This window comes from Kitasatospora sp. NPDC023176 (genome assembly GCF_055560495.1).
The window spans coordinates 117201-133834 of record NZ_JBVHIP010000001.1 but is presented as its reverse complement, the minus strand read 5'-3'; the positions used below and the strand labels follow the sequence as shown (position 1 = coordinate 133834).

The 16634-nt window shown below is 72.6% G+C and carries 18 protein-coding genes and 2 pseudogenes; 8 read left to right on the top strand and 12 right to left on the bottom strand.

Translation table 11 applies throughout. From position 1 onward, the window contains the following. Positions 1-47 precede the first annotated feature (47 nt). The 5 genes from ACZ3YL_RS00965 (at position 48) to ACZ3YL_RS00945 (ending at position 4742) form a co-directional block, all read left to right on the top strand. The gene (locus ACZ3YL_RS00965) at positions 48-953 is read left to right on the top strand and encodes a LysR family transcriptional regulator (RefSeq protein ID WP_188305719.1); all 906 of its coding nucleotides are present in this window, start codon (positions 48-50) and stop codon (positions 951-953) included. 89 nt (positions 954-1042) lie between these two features. Further along, entirely contained in the window at positions 1043-1624 is a 582-nt protein-coding gene (locus ACZ3YL_RS00960; protein WP_188305690.1) for a cysteine dioxygenase family protein, read from the top strand. A gap of 14 nt (positions 1625-1638) precedes the next feature. Continuing rightward, complete coding sequence (locus tag ACZ3YL_RS00955; protein ID WP_188305720.1) at positions 1639-2706, top strand: YeiH family protein; 1068 nt, start codon at positions 1639-1641, stop codon at positions 2704-2706. Between the two features lie 170 nt (positions 2707-2876). Further along, positions 2877-3587 carry a spermidine synthase family protein gene (locus ACZ3YL_RS00950; protein ID WP_188305691.1) on the top strand — a complete coding sequence of 237 codons (711 nt, stop codon included), beginning with the start codon at positions 2877-2879 and terminating at the stop codon, positions 3585-3587. A 66-nt stretch (positions 3588-3653) separates the two neighbouring features. After that, entirely contained in the window at positions 3654-4742 is a 1089-nt protein-coding gene (locus tag ACZ3YL_RS00945; protein WP_465654523.1) for a TetR/AcrR family transcriptional regulator C-terminal domain-containing protein, read from the top strand. A 123-nt stretch (positions 4743-4865) separates the two neighbouring features. Here ACZ3YL_RS00945 and ACZ3YL_RS00940 read toward each other — a convergent pair whose 3' ends face one another. The 3 genes and pseudogenes from ACZ3YL_RS00940 to ACZ3YL_RS00930 form a co-directional block, all read right to left on the bottom strand. Next, positions 4866-6686, bottom strand: a complete 1821-nt coding sequence (locus ACZ3YL_RS00940; RefSeq protein WP_465654521.1) for a hypothetical protein — start codon at positions 6684-6686, stop codon at positions 4866-4868. 283 nt (positions 6687-6969) lie between these two features. Further along, positions 6970-7680, bottom strand: a pseudogene (locus ACZ3YL_RS00935) (TetR/AcrR family transcriptional regulator); the annotation flags it as partial. Between the two features lie 185 nt (positions 7681-7865). Beyond that, positions 7866-8384, bottom strand: coding sequence for an NUDIX hydrolase (locus tag ACZ3YL_RS00930; RefSeq protein WP_188305693.1), 519 nt, complete (start codon positions 8382-8384; stop codon positions 7866-7868). A gap of 85 nt (positions 8385-8469) precedes the next feature. Here ACZ3YL_RS00930 and ACZ3YL_RS00925 point away from each other — a divergent pair, with 85 nt between their 5' ends. Beyond that, the gene (locus ACZ3YL_RS00925) at positions 8470-9693 is read left to right on the top strand and encodes a serine hydrolase domain-containing protein (RefSeq protein WP_465654518.1); all 1224 of its coding nucleotides are present in this window, start codon (positions 8470-8472) and stop codon (positions 9691-9693) included. A 15-nt stretch (positions 9694-9708) separates the two neighbouring features. On the opposite strand, the gene ACZ3YL_RS00920 is transcribed toward ACZ3YL_RS00925, so the two are convergent. The 5 genes and pseudogenes from ACZ3YL_RS00920 to ACZ3YL_RS00900 all read right to left on the bottom strand — a co-directional run bounded on the left by ACZ3YL_RS00920 (position 9709) and on the right by ACZ3YL_RS00900 (position 12603). Further along, the gene (locus ACZ3YL_RS00920) at positions 9709-10032 is read right to left on the bottom strand and encodes a nuclear transport factor 2 family protein (protein WP_188305695.1); all 324 of its coding nucleotides are present in this window, start codon (positions 10030-10032) and stop codon (positions 9709-9711) included. 214 nt (positions 10033-10246) lie between these two features. Next, a pseudogene (locus ACZ3YL_RS00915) lies at positions 10247-10378 on the bottom strand (aldehyde dehydrogenase family protein); the annotation flags it as partial. A gap of 67 nt (positions 10379-10445) precedes the next feature. Further along, positions 10446-10799, bottom strand: coding sequence for a hypothetical protein (locus tag ACZ3YL_RS00910; protein ID WP_465654516.1), 354 nt, complete (start codon positions 10797-10799; stop codon positions 10446-10448). Positions 10800-10823: 24 nt separating this feature from the next. Then, positions 10824-11012 (bottom strand): hypothetical protein, encoded by a 189-nt coding sequence (locus tag ACZ3YL_RS00905; protein WP_465654514.1) that lies wholly within the window; start codon positions 11010-11012, stop codon positions 10824-10826. A gap of 454 nt (positions 11013-11466) precedes the next feature. Then, positions 11467-12603, bottom strand: a complete 1137-nt coding sequence (locus ACZ3YL_RS00900; protein WP_465654512.1) for a CdaR family protein — start codon at positions 12601-12603, stop codon at positions 11467-11469. A 358-nt stretch (positions 12604-12961) separates the two neighbouring features. Between ACZ3YL_RS00900 and ACZ3YL_RS00895 the strand changes: the two genes are divergently transcribed. Further along, positions 12962-13204 (top strand): helix-turn-helix domain-containing protein, encoded by a 243-nt coding sequence (locus tag ACZ3YL_RS00895; protein WP_465654510.1) that lies wholly within the window; start codon positions 12962-12964, stop codon positions 13202-13204. 37 nt (positions 13205-13241) lie between these two features. Here the strand turns inward: ACZ3YL_RS00895 and ACZ3YL_RS00890 are convergent, their stop codons facing one another. The 3 genes from ACZ3YL_RS00890 to ACZ3YL_RS00880 form a co-directional block, all read right to left on the bottom strand. Then, positions 13242-13415, bottom strand: coding sequence for a hypothetical protein (locus tag ACZ3YL_RS00890; protein ID WP_465654508.1), 174 nt, complete (start codon positions 13413-13415; stop codon positions 13242-13244). A gap of 301 nt (positions 13416-13716) precedes the next feature. After that, a complete protein-coding gene (locus ACZ3YL_RS00885; RefSeq protein WP_465654506.1) occupies positions 13717-13989 on the bottom strand; it encodes a hypothetical protein in 273 nt (90 codons plus the stop codon). 214 nt (positions 13990-14203) lie between these two features. Further along, complete coding sequence (locus tag ACZ3YL_RS00880) at positions 14204-14443, bottom strand: hypothetical protein (RefSeq protein ID WP_465654504.1); 240 nt, start codon at positions 14441-14443, stop codon at positions 14204-14206. A gap of 185 nt (positions 14444-14628) precedes the next feature. Here ACZ3YL_RS00880 and ACZ3YL_RS00875 point away from each other — a divergent pair, with 185 nt between their 5' ends. After that, entirely contained in the window at positions 14629-16059 is a 1431-nt protein-coding gene (locus tag ACZ3YL_RS00875) for a helix-turn-helix domain-containing protein (protein ID WP_465654502.1), read from the top strand. Here the strand turns inward: ACZ3YL_RS00875 and ACZ3YL_RS00870 are convergent. Then, positions 16056-16535 carry an NUDIX hydrolase gene (locus ACZ3YL_RS00870; RefSeq protein ID WP_465654500.1) on the bottom strand — a complete coding sequence of 160 codons (480 nt, stop codon included), beginning with the start codon at positions 16533-16535 and terminating at the stop codon, positions 16056-16058. The genes ACZ3YL_RS00875 and ACZ3YL_RS00870 overlap by 4 nt on opposite strands. Positions 16536-16634 lie beyond the last annotated feature (99 nt).

Here is a 16634-nt window from a genome sequence, read left to right as displayed (position 1 = left end):
TTGCGAGGGCAGGCGGCAGACGACCGGGCGGAGGGGCCATGGAGCCGGTGTTCGACTCGCGGCACATCAGGACGTTCCACGAGGTCGTCCGGGCCGGTTCCTACTCGGCGGCGGCCCGGGAACTCGGCTACACCCAGCCCGCCATCACCCAGCAGATGAAGGCCCTCGAACGCACCGTCGGCGTCCCGCTGTTCACCCGCGCCGGGCGCGGACTGCGGCTCACCGAGGCGGGCGAGGCGCTCTCCCGGCACGCCGGGCTGATCCTCGGCAGCCTCTCCGCCGCCCAGCAGCAGCTCGCCGCGCTCGCCCGGCTGCGCGCCGGGCGGGTGCGGGTCTGCGCCTTCCCCAGCGCCAACGCCACCCTGATACCCGAGGCGATGGCCCGGCTGCTCGCCGAGCACCCCGGCGTCCGGGTCGAGCTGCTGGAGGCCGAGCCGCCGGACTCCGTCCAGCGGCTGTTGCGCGGGGAGTGCGACATCGCGCTGGCCTTCCGCTACCCCGGCCAGGCGACCGAGGTGCCGGACGGGCTGGACGAGATCCCGCTGATGGAGGACCTGCTCACCGTGCTGCTGCCGGTCGGGCACTCGCTCGGCCGCCGGCACGCCGTCCGGCTGGCCGACCTCGACGGCGAGCGCTGGATCGCCGGCTGCCCGCGCTGCCGGGCCAACCTGCTGCACGTCTGCGCGGAGGAGGGCTTCGCGCCGGACATCGTGTTCTCCACCGACGACAACCTCGCGGTGCAGAGCCTGGTCGCCGCCGGGGTCGGGATCGCGCTGATGCCCGCGCTGGTGCTCTCCTTCATGTGCCACCGCAAGGTCACCGGGCGGGCCGTCGAGCCGCACCTGCGGCGGCAGGTGAGCGCGTACGTGCTGCGCGAGCACCGGCGGATCCCGGCCACCGGGCTGGTGCTGGACCACCTGCGGCAGGCGGCGGCCAGTCGGGTCGGGTGCTGAGCCGGGGCTCGGACCCATAAGCACGTATGGGGGTAATGCTTAGAAAACCTCCTTGGACGTGATAGGTCCATGGGTCGCAACCTGCTCGTATGACGCCCTCAGCCACGGTCGGCAGCGACCGGCTCACCGAGCGGATGACCGCACTGGTCAGTGAGATCCGCGCCGTTGTGGACCGCGGACTGCCTCCCGAACTCACCGCCTACCTGGTCGGCGAACGCCTCGCCCCGCACCTGCACGCCGCCGCCGACGGACCCGACGCGCTGCTCACCCCCGCCCAGCGCGAGGGCGACCCGCAGCGCTACCGCCAGCACGTCCTGCACGCCGAGGCCGACGGCAGCTTCTCCGTCGTCGCCCTGGTCTGGCTGCCCGGCCAGTGCACCCCGATCCACGACCACGTCTCCTGGTGCGTGGCGGGTGTCCACCAGGGCCAGGAGAGCGAGACCCGCTACCGACTGGTCTCCGACGGGCGCAGCTCCCGACTGGTCGAGACCGAGCACGTGGCAGGCCCGGCCGGGACGGTCGCGGCCTTCGCCCCGCCCGGCGACATCCACCTGGTGCGCAACGCGTGCACCAGCACCGCCATCTCCATCCACGTGTACGGCGCGGACGTCTCGCGGCTCGGCACCAGCATCCGACGGGTCTACCAGCTGCCCGCCGACCAGGAGCGGTGAGCGGCGGCGTGTCACTGACCCTCCGGGAGCGGGCCACCCGCACCCGCTCACTCCCCCCGCTCGGCGGGGACGCCCCCGGCCTGCTGCTCGCGGCGGTCGGGGTGGCCGCCGCGCTCGCCGTCCACGCGGCCGTTCCCGCCGTGCCCAAGCTCACCGCCGCCGTCGTGCTCGGCATGGCGGCGGCCCACCTGCCCGGGCTGCGCCCGGTGGTCCGCGGGGTCGCCAGGCCCGGGCTGTCGACGGCCGGGAAGCGGCTGATGCGGCTCGGGATCGTGCTGCTCGGGCTCAAGCTCAGCCTGGACGACGTGCTCGGCCTCGGCTGGGCCACCGTCGCCATGGTGCTCACGGTGGTCGCCGCCACCTTCGCCGGCACGATGTGGCTCGGCCGGAAGCTCGGACTGCCCGGGGACCAGCCGCTGCTGGTCGCCACCGGCTATTCGATCTGCGGGGCCTCGGCGATCGGCGCGGTCAGCCAGGCGGCCGGCAGCGAGGAGGAGGACGTCGCCTCCTCGGTCGCGCTGGTCACCCTGTGCGGGACGCTGGCGATCGCCGTACTGCCGCTGCTGCAACACCCGCTGGGGCTCGGCGAGATCGAGTTCGGGCGCTGGGTCGGGGCGAGCGTGCACGACGTCGGGCAGGTGGTCGCCACCGCCCAGACCGGCGGGCCCGGCGCGCTGCGCGAGGCCGTGCTGGTCAAGCTGATGCGGGTGGTGCTGCTGGCGCCGCTGGTCGCGGGCGTGGCGGTGGTGGCGCGGCGCAACCTGCGCAATGCGCGCGAGGACGGTGTCGAGGGTGCGGACGACGCGGGCAAGGCCGGCCGCCGGCCGCCGATCGTGCCGCTGTTCGTCGCCGGGTTCCTGGCGATGATCGTGCTGCGGACCACCGGAGTGCTGCCCGACCAGGCGCTCACCCTGGCCGGGGACGCCCAGGAGCTGCTGCTGGCCGCGGCCCTGTTCGGGCTCGGCAGCGCGGTGCACCTGCCGACCATGGCGCGGACCGGCGGGCGGATCGCGCTGCTCGGGCTCGGCTCGTGGGTGGTCGTCGCGGGCGTGTCGTACGCGGGGGTGCTGATCACGACCTGACGGGGGCAAGCCGGGCCCACGCAGCGGGCCCACGCACCCGGGCCGGGCCCGCTGCGTGGGCCCGGCTTGTGCGTGGGCCCGGCCTCGGCGGACTCGGTTATTGTCGGGCGGGTGATCGCCCCCCACGGGGTCGAGCCGGCTGCCGAGTCCGTCGAGGAGTAGGAGTACGCATGACCACCGCACTGCCCGAACGGGACGGCCACGAGGCCGTCGTCACGCTCGACCGGCGGGAGGGCCCGTTCGGCGAGGTGGTACTGCGGCGGCGCGGACGGCACCACGAGATCATCGCCAACGGCTGCTTCCTGATGGACACCGCCGACGGGCGCTCCGAGCGGCTGCTCGTCCAGGCGGCGCTGGACGAGTTGGACCGCACCGGCGACGGCGTGGCCGCGCCGTCGGTGCTGATCGGCGGGCTCGGGGTCGGCTTCTCGCTCGCGTACGCGGTGGCCGAGCCGCGCTGGGGGCGGATCGCCGTCGTCGAGCGGGAGAGCGCGATCATCGACTGGCACCGTTCCGGCCCGCTGGGCGCCTACTCGGCCGGTGCGCTGGACGACGGGCGGGTCGCGGTGCTCCACACCGACCTGCTGGAGTACCTGGCGGCGGCCGACGGCGAGCGCTACCACGCGCTGTGCCTGGACATCGACAACGGGCCGGACTGGACCGTCACCGACTCCAACGCCGGGCTCTACGGGGCCGATGGGCTCGCGGTGCTGTGGCACCGGCTGCAGCCGGGCGGGGTGCTGGCGGTGTGGAGCGCCCAGCCGTCGCCGGACTTCGAGGAGGCGCTGCGGGTCGCGGGGTTCTCGGACGTCGCCACCCATGAGATCCCGGTCAGCCGGGGGGTGCCGGACGTGGTGCACCTGGCGCGGCGCGGCGGCTGAACGGGGCTGCTGTTCACGCTCGTTGGAGGCTGGGCCGGCTGCTAGCGTGTGCGCTGCGGTGCACTAGTGCGGTGGTCGGTCGAGCGGGCGGTGGTGGGTGTGGTGGACGGCGGGACGCCTTCGGAGCGGATCGCGGGTGAGCTTCGACGCCGGATCGCGGCGGGGGAGTTGAAGCCGGGCGCCCGGGTGCCGTCGACCCGGCGGATCATGCAGGAGTGGGGCGTGGCGATGGCCACCGCGACCAAGGTGCTCAACCGGCTCCGGGAGGAGGGGTTGGTGCGGGCCGTGCCGGGGGTGGGGACGGTGGTGGCGGCTCCGGCTTCGGCTGGGGCCTCTGCTGGGGCCGCTGTTCCTGTTTCGGCGGCTGCTCCGGCTCCGGCTCCGGTCAAGGCTCCGGCTCCGGCTCCGGTTCGGGATGCGGGGCGGGCGGCGGCCGCGACCGGTGTGCGGCGGGGGAAGGGCGGGGAGCGGGACCTCGGCCGGGAGCGGATCGTCGCGGCGGCGGTGCGGGTGGCCGACACGGAGGGGCTGACGGCGCTGTCGATGCGCCGGGTCGCCACCGAGCTGGGCGTCGCGACCATGTCGCTCTACCGTCATGTGCCCGGCAAGGACGAGCTGGTGCGGCTGATGATGGACAAGGTCTTCGGCGAGCAGCCGATCCCCGGGGGGCCGGTGTCGGACTGGCGGACGGGGCTGGCGGAGGTCTCACGGCTGCAGTGGCGGATCTACCGGGCCCACCCGTGGCTGGCGTCCACGATGTCGTTCACCCGTCCGGTGCTGGCGCCCGACGCGGCGCTGCACACCGAGCGGGCGATGGCGGCGCTGGTGGGGACGGGGCTGAGCGGGGAGGAGATGGCCCAGGCCTCGGTCAGTCTGGCGGCCTTCACCTGTGGGCTGGCCGTCCACTTCGAGCGGGAGGCGCAGGCCGAGCAGGACAGCGGGTTGTCCGCGGACGAGTGGATGGACCGGCTGGCCGACGAGGACCGTGACCGGTTGATGGCGGACCCGGAGCGGTTTCCGATGTTCGACGCGCTGGCCCGGGGGCCGGAGATCGACATGAGCCTGGAGGCGCTGTTCGCGTTCGGGCTGGAGCGGATGCTGGACGGGGTGGGGGCGCTGATCGAGGCGCGGGGGCGGGCGGGGAGGGATGGCTGACAGCTGACAGCAGACGGCTGACAGCAGACGGCTGACAACTCACAGATGTCAGCGAACGAAATCTGAAATCTGTGAGTTGTCAGCCGCTATCTGTCAGGTGTCGCCTGTCCGCTGCTTCCCGTGTCAGCCGAACGGCCGGTGCTCCGGCTCCGCGTCGGCCTCGGCCGCCGCCTCCGGTTCGTCCGTGGTCGTGGGGGTGCCGGAGATGCCGAAGGGGTCGAAGTCCGGCGGCGGGATCATCACCGGCGTGCCCCTGCGGTGCGCCGGTTCCTCCTCGCCCACCACGGGGGCGGCCACCGGGGCGGCCTGGGCCGGGATCAGCGGCGGGGTGGAGGGCTGGGGCGGGACAGCGGGGCCCTGAGCGGCGACGGTGGTGCCGAAGGGGTCGGCCTTCCGGTCGGCGGCGATCGTCGTCCCGAACGGGTCCGGAGCCGCCGTACCACCGGTGGGCTGGGCGGCGGGTTCGTCCGTGGTGGTGGGGGTGCCGGAGATGCCGAAGGGGTCGAAGTCCGGCGGCGGGATCATCACCGGCGTGCCCCTGCGGGGCGCCGGCTCCTCCTCTCCCACCACGGGGGCGGCCACCGGAGCGGCCTCCTCCGCGACGGGCGCGAAGGGGTTGAAGTCGGCGGGCGGGATCCGCACCGGAGTGCCGCGCAGGTGCACCGGCTTCTCCTCCGGCTCGGCGGCCGGCTCCGCGACCGGCTCCTTCGCGACCGGCGCCTCCGCCACTGGGGCGGCCGTCGGCGCGGGCGCCCCCGGCGCCGTGGCGGGCTCGCCGTCCCAGCCGAACTGGATGCTCTTCAGCAGCTCCGCGAACGCCTCCGTGTACAGCTCCCAGTCCTCCGGCCGGGCCGTGGACAGCTGGGCGCACAGCACCGTCCCGCTGTCCGGCAGCGGTACGAAGGCCTGGACGGCCGAGGTGACGACCCAGCGGCGCTGTCCGTCGGCCGCCAGCGCCCCGGGCACCGGGACGGTCCGTCCCTCGACCAGGACGGCGGCCGGCCCGGCCGGCAGCAGTACCGTCCAGACCTCGGCGTGCCGTCGTACGGTGGCCAGTTCGGTGGCGAGCGCGGTGATCGGCAGCGGGTGCCGGGCGAGCGAGATGACCAGGGTGGCCTCGGAGGCGCGCCCGTCGCGCTCCAGCGCGCACACGCCCGCGTAGCGGACGCCCGCGTCCTGGAGCAGGTCGGTCAGGGTCGCGGAGATCACCGCGAAGTCGCGGCGCGGCTCCCGGCCGGTGGCGCTGAACAGCTCGTCGGCGACCTCGGCCAGGTGGCCGGTCAGCTCGGCGGCGGCGGCCACGGTGGCCCGGTCGGCGCCGTCGCCGTCCGTGGTCGGGTCGTCGTCGTGCGGGAGTGCGGGCACGGTACGGGCGGAGGCCCCGGCCGGTCCGCCGGGGGAGGTGAGCGCGTGGAAGCCCGGAGGGACCACCAGCCGGACCTCGGCGCCCGCGCCGGTCGCCAGTTCGAACGGCCGCCGGGTCTGCTGCCCGGCCGCCAGCGCGGCCAGTGCCGGGGCGAACGGCGGGCGCAGCTTGGCGTCGGCGAACTCGCCGGTGACGGGCAGCTGGAACAGCGCGGCCGAGGTGGTGCCCCGGTCGGCGATGGCGCCGCGCACCGCGCCGCCGCCGTAGCGGTTGTGCAACGCGGAGGTGACCCGGTCGGCGACGCGTGCGCCGGTGCCGGGCCGGGCCGTTCCGGCGGTGATCACCGTGCCGAGCCGGTCGAGGGCCTGGTGCACCGGCCCGTTGGGCGCCATCGGCAGGCCGAAGAGCGCCTCGGCGGCGGGGTGTTCAGCCGGTTTCAGGCTGCTCAGCGCGGCCGCCGGGTGGCGCGAGGTGTGCTCGTCGAAGAGGGCGTCGGTGAGCGTGCCGAGAGTGGCGCAGACCTGCTCGGCTGCTGCGAAGGGGTTGGCCTCCGCACTGAACTGGACGTCCTGGGTCAACTGGTGAGCCCCCCGCTCTGCTCCGTCTGCCGTCGGTGGTTCGGGTGGGACCGGGCCCGCCCGGGCGGCGGTCCGTCAGGTCCCTGCCCATTCCTATCAGAGCCCACCGTCGTCACCGAACCGCAGGATCACCCGATGATCACTCCGAGGGGGCCTCGGTGGGACCCTCCGTGGCCTGCGCGGACGGTTCGTCCACGGGCCGGGAGGGCGGCGTCCCGGTGGTCTGGGCCCCGGTGGTCTGGGCCCTGGTGGTCTGAGTCCTGGTGGTCCGGGTCTCGGCGGACGGCGCTCCCGCCGCCAGTGCGGTGACCGCCTCGAGGATGCCGGGGACGGCGAACAGCCCGGCGAGGTCCCGGACCAGGCGCCCGGACGGCCCGTCGGGCCGCTCGTCGGCGAAGAACGAGGCCAGCTCGGCGGCCAGCGCGGGCTCCCGGGCGGCGGTGAGGGTGAGTGAGGCGACGAACTCCTGCACCAGGTGCAGCTGCAGCTCCTCCAGCGGTACGGACCGCTCGGCCAGCCACTCCAGCGAGGTGATCTCGGCGTTGGCGATCCAGGCCCGGACGGTCAGCCGCAGCCCGGGGCTCGGCGCGGGGACCGCCAGATGGGCGAGGATCTGGTCGTGCGCGGCCCGGCGCACCTCGTCGATCACCGCCGAGGTGCCCGCGCTGGCCGCCACCGAGCCGCCCCGCAGCAGCGCGGCGAAGCCCGGCCCGTGGCTCTGCACGAAGTCCAGGTAGCGGCCCATCACCCGGTGCAGCCGCTCCGACAGCGGCCCCTCCATCGGCTCCTCGAACCGCGCGGCGAGCTCCCGCCCGGCGCGCCGCAGCGAGGCCTCGTACAGCGCCTGCTTGCCCGGGAAGTAGTGGTAGACCAGCGGCCGGGAGGCGCCGGCGGCGGCGGCGATGTCGTCGATCGACACCTCCTCCGGCGGGCGCCGGCTGAACAGTTCCAGCGCCACGGCGATCAGCTGCTCCCGCCGCTCGTCCACGCTCAGCCGTCGGCGCGGGCGCCCGGCCGCCGCTCCCCGGTCGGGTGCGGCGGCGGTCCGTGCTGCGCGGTCGGCCGTCGGCGACGGCGTACGGGAGGCCATGCTCGTCAGCCTATCCGGCGGCCGTCCGCGGGCCCATGCGGCCTGTCCTGCCCGTCCCGCCCGCCTGCCGGTTCCCGCCCTGCCCGTGCCTACGCGGCGTGGAGTTCCAGGTAGCGGCGGTAGGCCTCCAGGCCGTCGGGGACGAAGGTGTCGCGGGCGAGGCGTTCGGACAGCTCGGCCGGGGTGAGCCAGGCGTGCCAGGCCACCTCGGACTCCTGCGGGGAGACCGGGCCGTCCCACTCCGCCTCGTACATGTCGCACCACCAGGAGAGCTTGCCGCCGTCGGGCTCCCGGTACAGGAACTTGAAGATCGGGCGCGGGGCGATGCCCCGCACGCCGAGCTCCTCCTCGGCCTCGCGGACGGCCGCCTCGGCGTAGCTCTCGCCGGAGCCGACCACGCCGCCGACCCACATGTCGTAGGCGCCGGGGGCGAACAGCTTGGTGTCGGTGCGGCGGTGGACGAAGATCCGGCCGGCCGGGTCGCGGACCAGGGTGAAGACGCAGCGGTGGGTCAGCCCCTGCCGGTACACCTCCCCGCGCAGCGCGGTCCCGATCACCCGGTCGTTGTCGTCGACGATGTCCAGCAGCTCTTCGGCAGGGTTGGTCATGGACGACAGGTTAGGGTTTCGGGGCCCGCTTCGAACGCGGGATCGATCAACTGGGCGGCGACGAACGACCTGAGGACGGCACGCGGTGGTGGAGATCTGGGGCGAGACGGCCGAGGGGTTCGAGCCCGTACGGGAGGCCTTCGCGCGGAACTTCGCCGAGTACGGCGAGCTGGGCGCGGCCTTCGCGCTGTACCTGCGCGGCCGCAAGGTGGTCGACCTGTGGGGCGGCGACGCCCGGCCGGAGGTCGGTGGGCGGCCCGCGCCCGCGGTGCCCTGGACGGCGGACACCGCCCAGGTGTTGCGCTCGGTCACCAAGGGCCTGAGCGCGGCCACCGCGCTGCTGCTGGCCGAGCGCGGCCTGCTCGACCTGGACGCGCCGGTGTCCTCGTACTGGCCGGAGTTCAAGGCGGCCGGCAAGGGCGCGGTGCCGGTGCGCTGGCTGCTGTCGCACCAGGCCGGGGTGCCGGCGCTGGACGTGCCGCTGCGCCTGGAGTCCGTGCTGACCTGGGAGCGCGCCGTCGCCGCGGTGGCCGCGCAGGAACCCGCCTGGGAGCCGGGGACGGCGCACGGCTACCACCCGTACACCTTCGGCTGGCTGGTCGGTGAGGTGGTGCGCCGGGTGAGCGGTCGGACGATCGGACAGTACTTCGCCGAGGAGATCGCCCGGCCGTTCGGGCTGGACCTGTGGATCGGACTGCCGGCCGACGCCGCGCCCAGGGTCGGCAAGCTGGTCGACCTGCCCGCCCCGGAAGCGGCCCGGACCGGCCCGAGCGGGCTGCGGCTGCGGCCCAAGCAGTCCGTCCGGGACGCCTACCAGGACCCGACCTCGCTGACCGCCCGGGCCTTCGCCTCGGTGCTGCCCGGGGTGGACATGAACGACCCGGTGGTGCAGGCCGCCGAGATCCCCGGTGCGAACGGCATCGGCACGGCCCGTTCGGTGGCCCGGTTCTACGCGGCGCTGATCGGCGAGGCCGACCGCCCGGACGGATCCGGCGCGCTGCTGCCGCCGCTGTTCGGTCCGGAGCTGCTGGCCCGCGCGGTCGGGCCGGTGGTGAACGGCCCGGACCGGGTGCTGATCGTCAACTCCACCTTCGGCCTGGGCTTCTGGCGGCACGGCCCCACCGCGCCGATGGCCTCCCCGGCGAGCTTCGGCCACCCGGGCCGGGGCGGTTCGCTGGGCTTCGCCGACCCGGAGCTCGGGCTCGGCTTCGGGTACGTCACCAACGGCATGCAGCCGGGCGTCACCGGGGACGTGCGGTCGCGCAACCTGATCCGCGCGGTGCGGGAGTGCCTCGGGCTCGGCCGCTAGCCCGGGACTCCGGCCTCAGGCCTGGCCGGTCTCGAAGCGGCTGATCTTCCCGCCGTCGACGGTGAAGCGCCAGGCGGTGCGCATCGCGCCCCAGGTGTCGTTGGTGAACTCGGCGACCAGCGCGTGGCCGCCGTCCGACTCGGTCTGGACGGCCATGCGGCCGCGCGAGGAGAAGATCTCGCGCTCGGTCCAGTCGGCGAGGTCGCGGTCGGAGCCGTCGTCGGACATGGTCGCGCCCGGGGTGAGGGCGGAGGTGAAGGCGTCGCGGTCGCCGGCGTTGATGGCGATCACGAAGGCGCGTACGGCGGGGTCGGTGAGCTTGGCGGGGGCGATGGTCATGCCGGACTCCCTGGGAGGGGTTGGGGAACGGGAAGTCCTGTCTACGGCGTTCGCGCGGGCCGTCCGGGCATGTCGGCGGCGCGTCGGAGAAATCGAGGGATTCATGTGCTTTGATCCCGAAACAGGTGATTTGCCCGGTAGACCCGCCACGGGGAGTGGCGGTGGAGCGGGAGGCCGGGTCAGGCCTCCCGCTCCACTCATGTCCGGGGCCGGCCTAGAAGAAGCCGACCGCGTCGGGGGAGTAGCTGACCAGCAGGTTCTTGGTCTGCTGGTAGTGCTCCAACAGTGCCTTGTGGTTCTCTCGCCCGATGCCGGAGTTCTTGTAGCCGCCGAAGGCCGCGTGCGCGGCTTTCGATAAAAGGGGTACAAAGGCCCGCTAAGGGTGCGCCGGTGTTTCGGCTGGTCAACCCGTGTCACGCCGCGAGTTCAGCCACTTCATCACGAAGCTGACGGGCCATGGACCGCAGGTCGGTGACGTTCATGGTTGCCAGGTTTACGTCTTCCGCCTGCCGCAGCCGAGCCCAGTGGTGTGGGCCGCCATGGTGGAGGCGTAGGAGATCCGAGAGGGAGCCCCGCAGGCACTCTATGAGGAGTATGAGCTCGACTGGTGGCAGGCCTTCAAGGGAGCCGTCCGAGGCCCGGGAGGCGTCGTCCTGGGCCAGGACTATGCGAGCGGTGTCGACGGCCGACGGCGCCGGTGTGGCGGAGACCGTCGCAAGCTTCGGGTGGACGATCGGGAAGGTGATGACTGCACGTGCCGCGCGCATGATCTGAGGGTCCTTGATCCGTGGTCAGCCGAGAGCGGTGTCGCCGCTGGGGCGAGGGGATGGGATGCCTATCTGCGCCTCCAGGCCCATCCCGATGAGCCCGAGTTCTGGTCGGGCACTGCGGGCGATGAGGTGAGCGGCCGAGTTGAGGATCAGGTCGCACATGGGGAGCTCGGACAGGTCGACGTCGGGATGCACGGTCGCGACGAGCACGTGCCGGTACTCGGAGAGCGTGGCCTGTATGCGGGTGACCCCGTGTTGCCGGGCGAGGCCAGCGCTGGCGTCGTCGCCGGTTGATGGGCTCAGGTCGATCCAGTAAGCGGCGGCAGGCAGCGCAGGTAGAGCCGCGGGCCGCCGCTTCCCTGGAAGCGGCGGCCGAGTCGTAGGCAGTGAGGAGCGCTCTGATGGGGCCTCTTGCTGCGCTCGGGGCGTCAGGTGCGTGCAGGGTGAAGCCGGCGTTGATGAGGCGGCTGGTGATCGTGGTCGCGTGCGGAGTGTTGCCTAGGATCGTGAGGGTGGTCACCGAGGCCTCCAGGGCTGGCTGAGACTGATCGATCTCCTGGCGCGGGAGGACTACGGTAGGGGCGTACGCCCGGCGCACGGAACGGAAAAAGTGCACCTGTTTCGCTTCGTTCGCACAACATCTGCACTTTTTGTCTGACCATCATCATGGTCTGCGGCGCATGTCAGGCCACATGTCCACCTCGATCTCGCCGAGCGCCGCCGCCGCGAGGTAGGCGCCCCCGCTTCCCACCACCCCCAAGTCCGATTCATCAGCCTCGCTCGGCAGGGAGCCGAGAAGCCGCCGGTGGAGAAGTGCCTCGGCCGCGCGCAGGTGCTCGCGAACCGCCGCTGGCCGCAGCCCGAGCGCCTTTGCGGCGCCAGCAACGTGACCGTCATGTCCAAGCCACGTCGTCACCGTTCGGCGCAGGGGTCGCGTGTCCGCGTCGAGGCGCCCGAGAAGTGACTCTGCCCAGTTACGGACCTCCGGAGTGGCGAGGAGATCAGCCAGAGTGGGCGTGCCGTCAGAGGGGCTAGCGTTGCAGTCGGCGGTGGCGTTGATCTCGAGGGCGAGGTCCAATGCGGCCCTGTCCGGGAACCGGTCCAGGTTGAGCCCCAGGAGAGTGCCGACGTACCGCATGCGCTTCGCGACGACGTTCCGGCCCGTGGGGATCATTTTCGCGGCCGCCGAGTGGTTGAAGACCAGGCCAAGACGCACGGTATCGACCAGCTGTTCGGCGCGGCCTGCCGGCTGGGCGAGTAGGGGGGCGAGGAAGGTGGCGGCCCAACTCGCCGCTCCAGGGCCGACTACGGACGCGAGCCTTATATCGGAGCTGTACAGGGCGGCTCGTTCGGCGGTGTACCGGGCGCTGAGCAGGGCGTTGGAGGCGTCTCGGTAGGCCTGGGCGACGTGGTCGAGGCTGGAGATTCCGCTGCCGCCGAGGTGCCAGTCGGGCAATGGCTCGAGGAGGTGCCTGAGGCGCATGCCGGTCAGGTCCCATCCCGTTGCGGGTGACCCGGCGGGCGTGTTCAGGGGGGCGATGACGATGACGTCGCCCTCGTAGGCGAGGCAGCGGGTGACGAATGCGCGCGTGCCGACGGCGTCCTGGCATGCGGCGAGGACACGGCTGCGGTCGGGGGCGGGGCCGTGGGCGATGTAGACGCGGCACGTGTTGGTGTCGAACGTGCCGGGTTCGAGCAGGGGCCCGATGATGCGTCGGAAGTCGTCGGTGTGCCCGGTCATGAGGAACTGAAGACCGGCTACGCGGATCTGGTCGATGAGGGTGCGGGGGTCTGGCTGCATTGCGCTGTCGTCCTGTCAGGCCTGGGTGCGGTCTCCTGTGGGGGGCGGGGTTAAGCGGCGTCCAGGTGCCCGGCGGGTTCGGTCGGCGGCTGCGGTGTGTGGGGTCCTGCAGCCTGTTGGCACGGTGCCTCCAGGTGTGTTGTGGGCTGGTGTTTTCGGCGGGTTGGTGGGGTGCGGGCGGATCGTCGCATGCGCTGGGTGTACGCACCTAGTGCTGCTTTGGCAGAGTGATCAAGGTCTCTAGCGACTACATGTCTGTAGTCGCGGCTCGGGAGATGCATAGTAGCCCGAACGTGGTTTCGATAAATGGCTGCGTACCGGTACAGACTTTTGATCACTAGCGCGCCAGCGTCAAGGGGTGCCTGCCCCGTATACCCCCACTGACCAGCAGATCCGCGACCGGCGAGACGTAGGGGCGCGGATCCATTCACTGAGGCGACAGGCCAACCTCACTCAGGAACAGCTCGGCGAACACTCGCGGATTGACCGGCGAACGATCGGCCGCTTCGAGAACGGGATCGTCGCGCCGACTCTGGATCAGCTCAGCGCCATTGCGCGGGCGATCGGCGTGCCGCTGTGGCGCCTCTTCCGCGACGAGTAGGCCGGCTGTACCGCCGTAGGGCCGGCCAGGGGAGTCGCTACTCGGTCGGCGGCGGGCTCGGCGGGGGTGGGCTGGATGGCCCCGGCGCCGGCGGCGGTGGGTGGCCCAGGCCGCCCGGGTTCCCGCTGGGCTTGCGCTGTCCGTCGTCCTGCATGGTGGTCTCCTCCTCCTCGTTCTCCTCGGCCGCTGGCATCTCGTCCGGCAGCGGCATGGGGGGATGCAGGGGTGTCCGGGTGGGGCCTCGGGAAGCGCGGCCTCGCTGGCCGCGCCACCGGCCCTGGGCGTCCGGGGGGATGCTCCCGCTCATCGGCTGTCCTCTCGTTGTGCTGCGAGCCACCATCGTGGCCCGCGGTCGCCCTCCGGAGGCGCGTTCGGAGCAGGTTGCGGCAGGCAGTGCGCTACGAGGGCGATGCTTGCCGTGAGGTCCGCGACCCACGGCCCCCAGCCCCAGCCCCAGCACGTCACGCACCGCCCGTACTCGACCGGGGTGGCCGGGATCCCGCCTGCGCGGGTCACCAGGTCGGTGTGACGGTCGGTCGGCGGCGGAGGCTGGGCAGCTCGCGTTCCACGGGCCGCAGGCAGTCCAGGTGGGCGTAGGCGGGCCGGAGGTACTCCAGGCTGCCGGGGTGCTCGGCCTTGTTGCACAGATCACCGACTACCCGCAGCTCGCCGATGCAGCCGTTGCCCACGGCGCACACTTTGCCGTGCCACTGCTCCGGGGTCACCGTGATCTGGCGGATCGGCCCACTGATCGGCCGGAACTCCACCGAGATGCGGGTGGGCATCAAGCACCTCCTGGTAGGTGTCGGCTGCACGAGCAGCCCGTGGTAAGGCAGAGACATGCGAGGATCGGGACGCGAGCCTCGCTGCGGATCCCGCCCGGGCATGCCCAGTGCGCGCCGAGCTGGCACTCCGGCGAGACGTACCTGCCGGCAGGCCGGACGTCGATGCGGACAACGATGCTGTCCGGGGGAGGCGGCCACGACGCCACGACGGCAGTCACAACGCCTCCTCGAGACACTGGGGGTGGGCCACCACGGGCCAGCCGTACACCCGCTTACCGGTGCTGGTGGACGTGTAGACGTGCCCGGCGTCGACCAGGACATCGCCCGTGCAATCCACGCCCAGGGCGCAGACCTGACGGTGCAGTTGTTCGCCTGTCACCCGGATTTCTCGGGGCGCGCCGTCGAACGGCCGGTACTCGACCGTGGTGCATACCTGCGTTGGCGGGGTGTCCATGCCGAGAGGATCCGCCCGGGGCCCAGATCTGGACAATGACAGCGGCGCCATGAAGCGGGCCCGAAATCATGGCGCCGTCGGCACATGGGCCGGCGTTTCACGGCGACGTGATGAAACCGGCCCAGCCGGACTGACGGTGTGACCTAACGTGGAGACACATTCCCTGCTGCGTCCCGGAGGCGTTGGTGCCCCGTGCCACCATTCGGCAGGCTGCGGCCAGCCTCGTAGCCCAGGCCCACGCGTCAGGCTGGGCCCCCTGGCAGGTCGTTCAGGCCATCGCCAACCAGTGCCAGGTCACCCTCCTGCAGGCCGCCAGGCTCGCCCGCGGCTGGACCCTCCAGGACGCCGTGATGGCGCTCGCCGACGTCGGGCACCGCGTCACCGTCCAGCAGCTCTCGTCGTGGGAGCGGGGCGGTACACGGCCTAGCGATCCAAGGCTCGACGGTCTCTGTCGCCTGTACCAGACTCGCCCCGACCGCCTGGGCTACGGCGCCGACTACACGCCTGCCGGGACCGAGCAGCACCCGCCCGCCGCCCCTGCCACCATCCAACATGACGCTGGCGCTCCGCAGGACGAGTCGGAGGACACCAGGAACGCCATACTGCGTACCCTCCTCGGCTCTGCCGGTGTCACCCTCCCCAGCCCCGTCATGACCGCCCTGGCCAGCGTCCGGCAGGAGATGACCCGGACCCTCACCGGATCCGTCGCCGATACCACCATCGATCAGTGGGAGGACGCGGCCACCGAGTACGGGCAGGCCTACCAGCACACCTCCCCGGGGGAGATCCTCGCCGGCGCCGTCTTGGACTTCGCCGAGGTGCGCTCACTGCTCGGCCGGAGCCAGCACGCCGATCACCGGGCCCGGCTCTGCCACGTAGCCGCCCGCCTCGCAGCCACCACCGGCATCGCTCTTGTTGCCCTCGGCGAGCATCGGGAAGCCCGCGGCTGGTATCGATGCGCCCAGCTCGCCGCCGAGGAGACCGGTGACCGGGCCCTCCGAGCGTGGCTGGTCGCCCGCGAGGCCGTCATCCCCTTCTACTACGGCGCGCCCGCCGCGGCCGCCCGTCTCGCCGAACGTGCCCGGCTCCTCGCCGGCAACACCGTCTGTGCAACCGCAGCGTGGGCGCCCGCCCTCGAAGCGCGGTCCCTCGCCCGCATGGGCCGTGCCGACGACGCCCGCCAGGCCATGACCCTGGCCGAGCGTGCCTTCGCCCGCCTCGACACCACCCACACCGGCGACCTCGCCTACGGCTACACCGAACGCCAACTCCGCTGGCATATCGGCAGCATGTACACCACCCTCGGCGACACCCGCCGAGCCCAGCTCGCCCTCGACGAGGCCCTTGCCCTGTACGCCCCCGACGAGCACCTCGACCGGGCACTCATCGCGATGGACCAGGCGACCAGCCTCATCGGAGTCGGTGAGATCGCTGCAGCAGCCCAGGTCGGCATGCTCGCCCTCGGCACCATCCCCGCCGAGCATCGGACAGGCATCGTCGTTTCCAGGGCTCGGGATGTGGTCGCCGCTGTGCCGGCACGGGCCGCGCGGATGCCGCTGGTGGCCGACCTGCGCGAGATGATCGCCGCGGAGGCGGTCCCCGCTCTGGAGGGCTAAGGCCGGCGCGCCAGTACCTGCAGTAGGCCGGTGACCGCGACGCCGGCCACGATCTCACGGCGGTCGATCATGCCCTGGATGCGGTCCAGCGGGATCCACTCGATCCGGTCGGCCTCGTGGGTGTCCACCGGCGGTGCGACGTACGTTGCGCCGCGGGCGAGGAACACATGGTGCTCGGCGTTGCTCATGCCGCCGATCGGCTGGTTGTAGGCGAGCGGCTCGACCGTTCCCACCTGCCAGCCGGTTTCCTCCAAGACCTCGCGGGCGGCCGCGGCCTCAAGGGTCTCGCCGTTTTCGACGATGCCGCTGGGGATCTCCCAGTTCCAGGTCTGTGTGGCGAACCGGTGGCGCCACATCATCAGAACCTCCCCCTGGTCGTTGATCACCACTGTCGCGGCGACCGGGGCGAACCGCACCAGATGGTGCTCGTAGCGGGGACGCCCCGGCGGTTCAACCTCCACGAGGTCCAAGTTCACCCACTGGCTGGTGTACACAGGCCGGCTGCCGTGGACGGTCCACTCGCTACTCACTGGCACCTCGTGATCTAGGTGGGGCGGTCCGCGTCATCCTGCCAG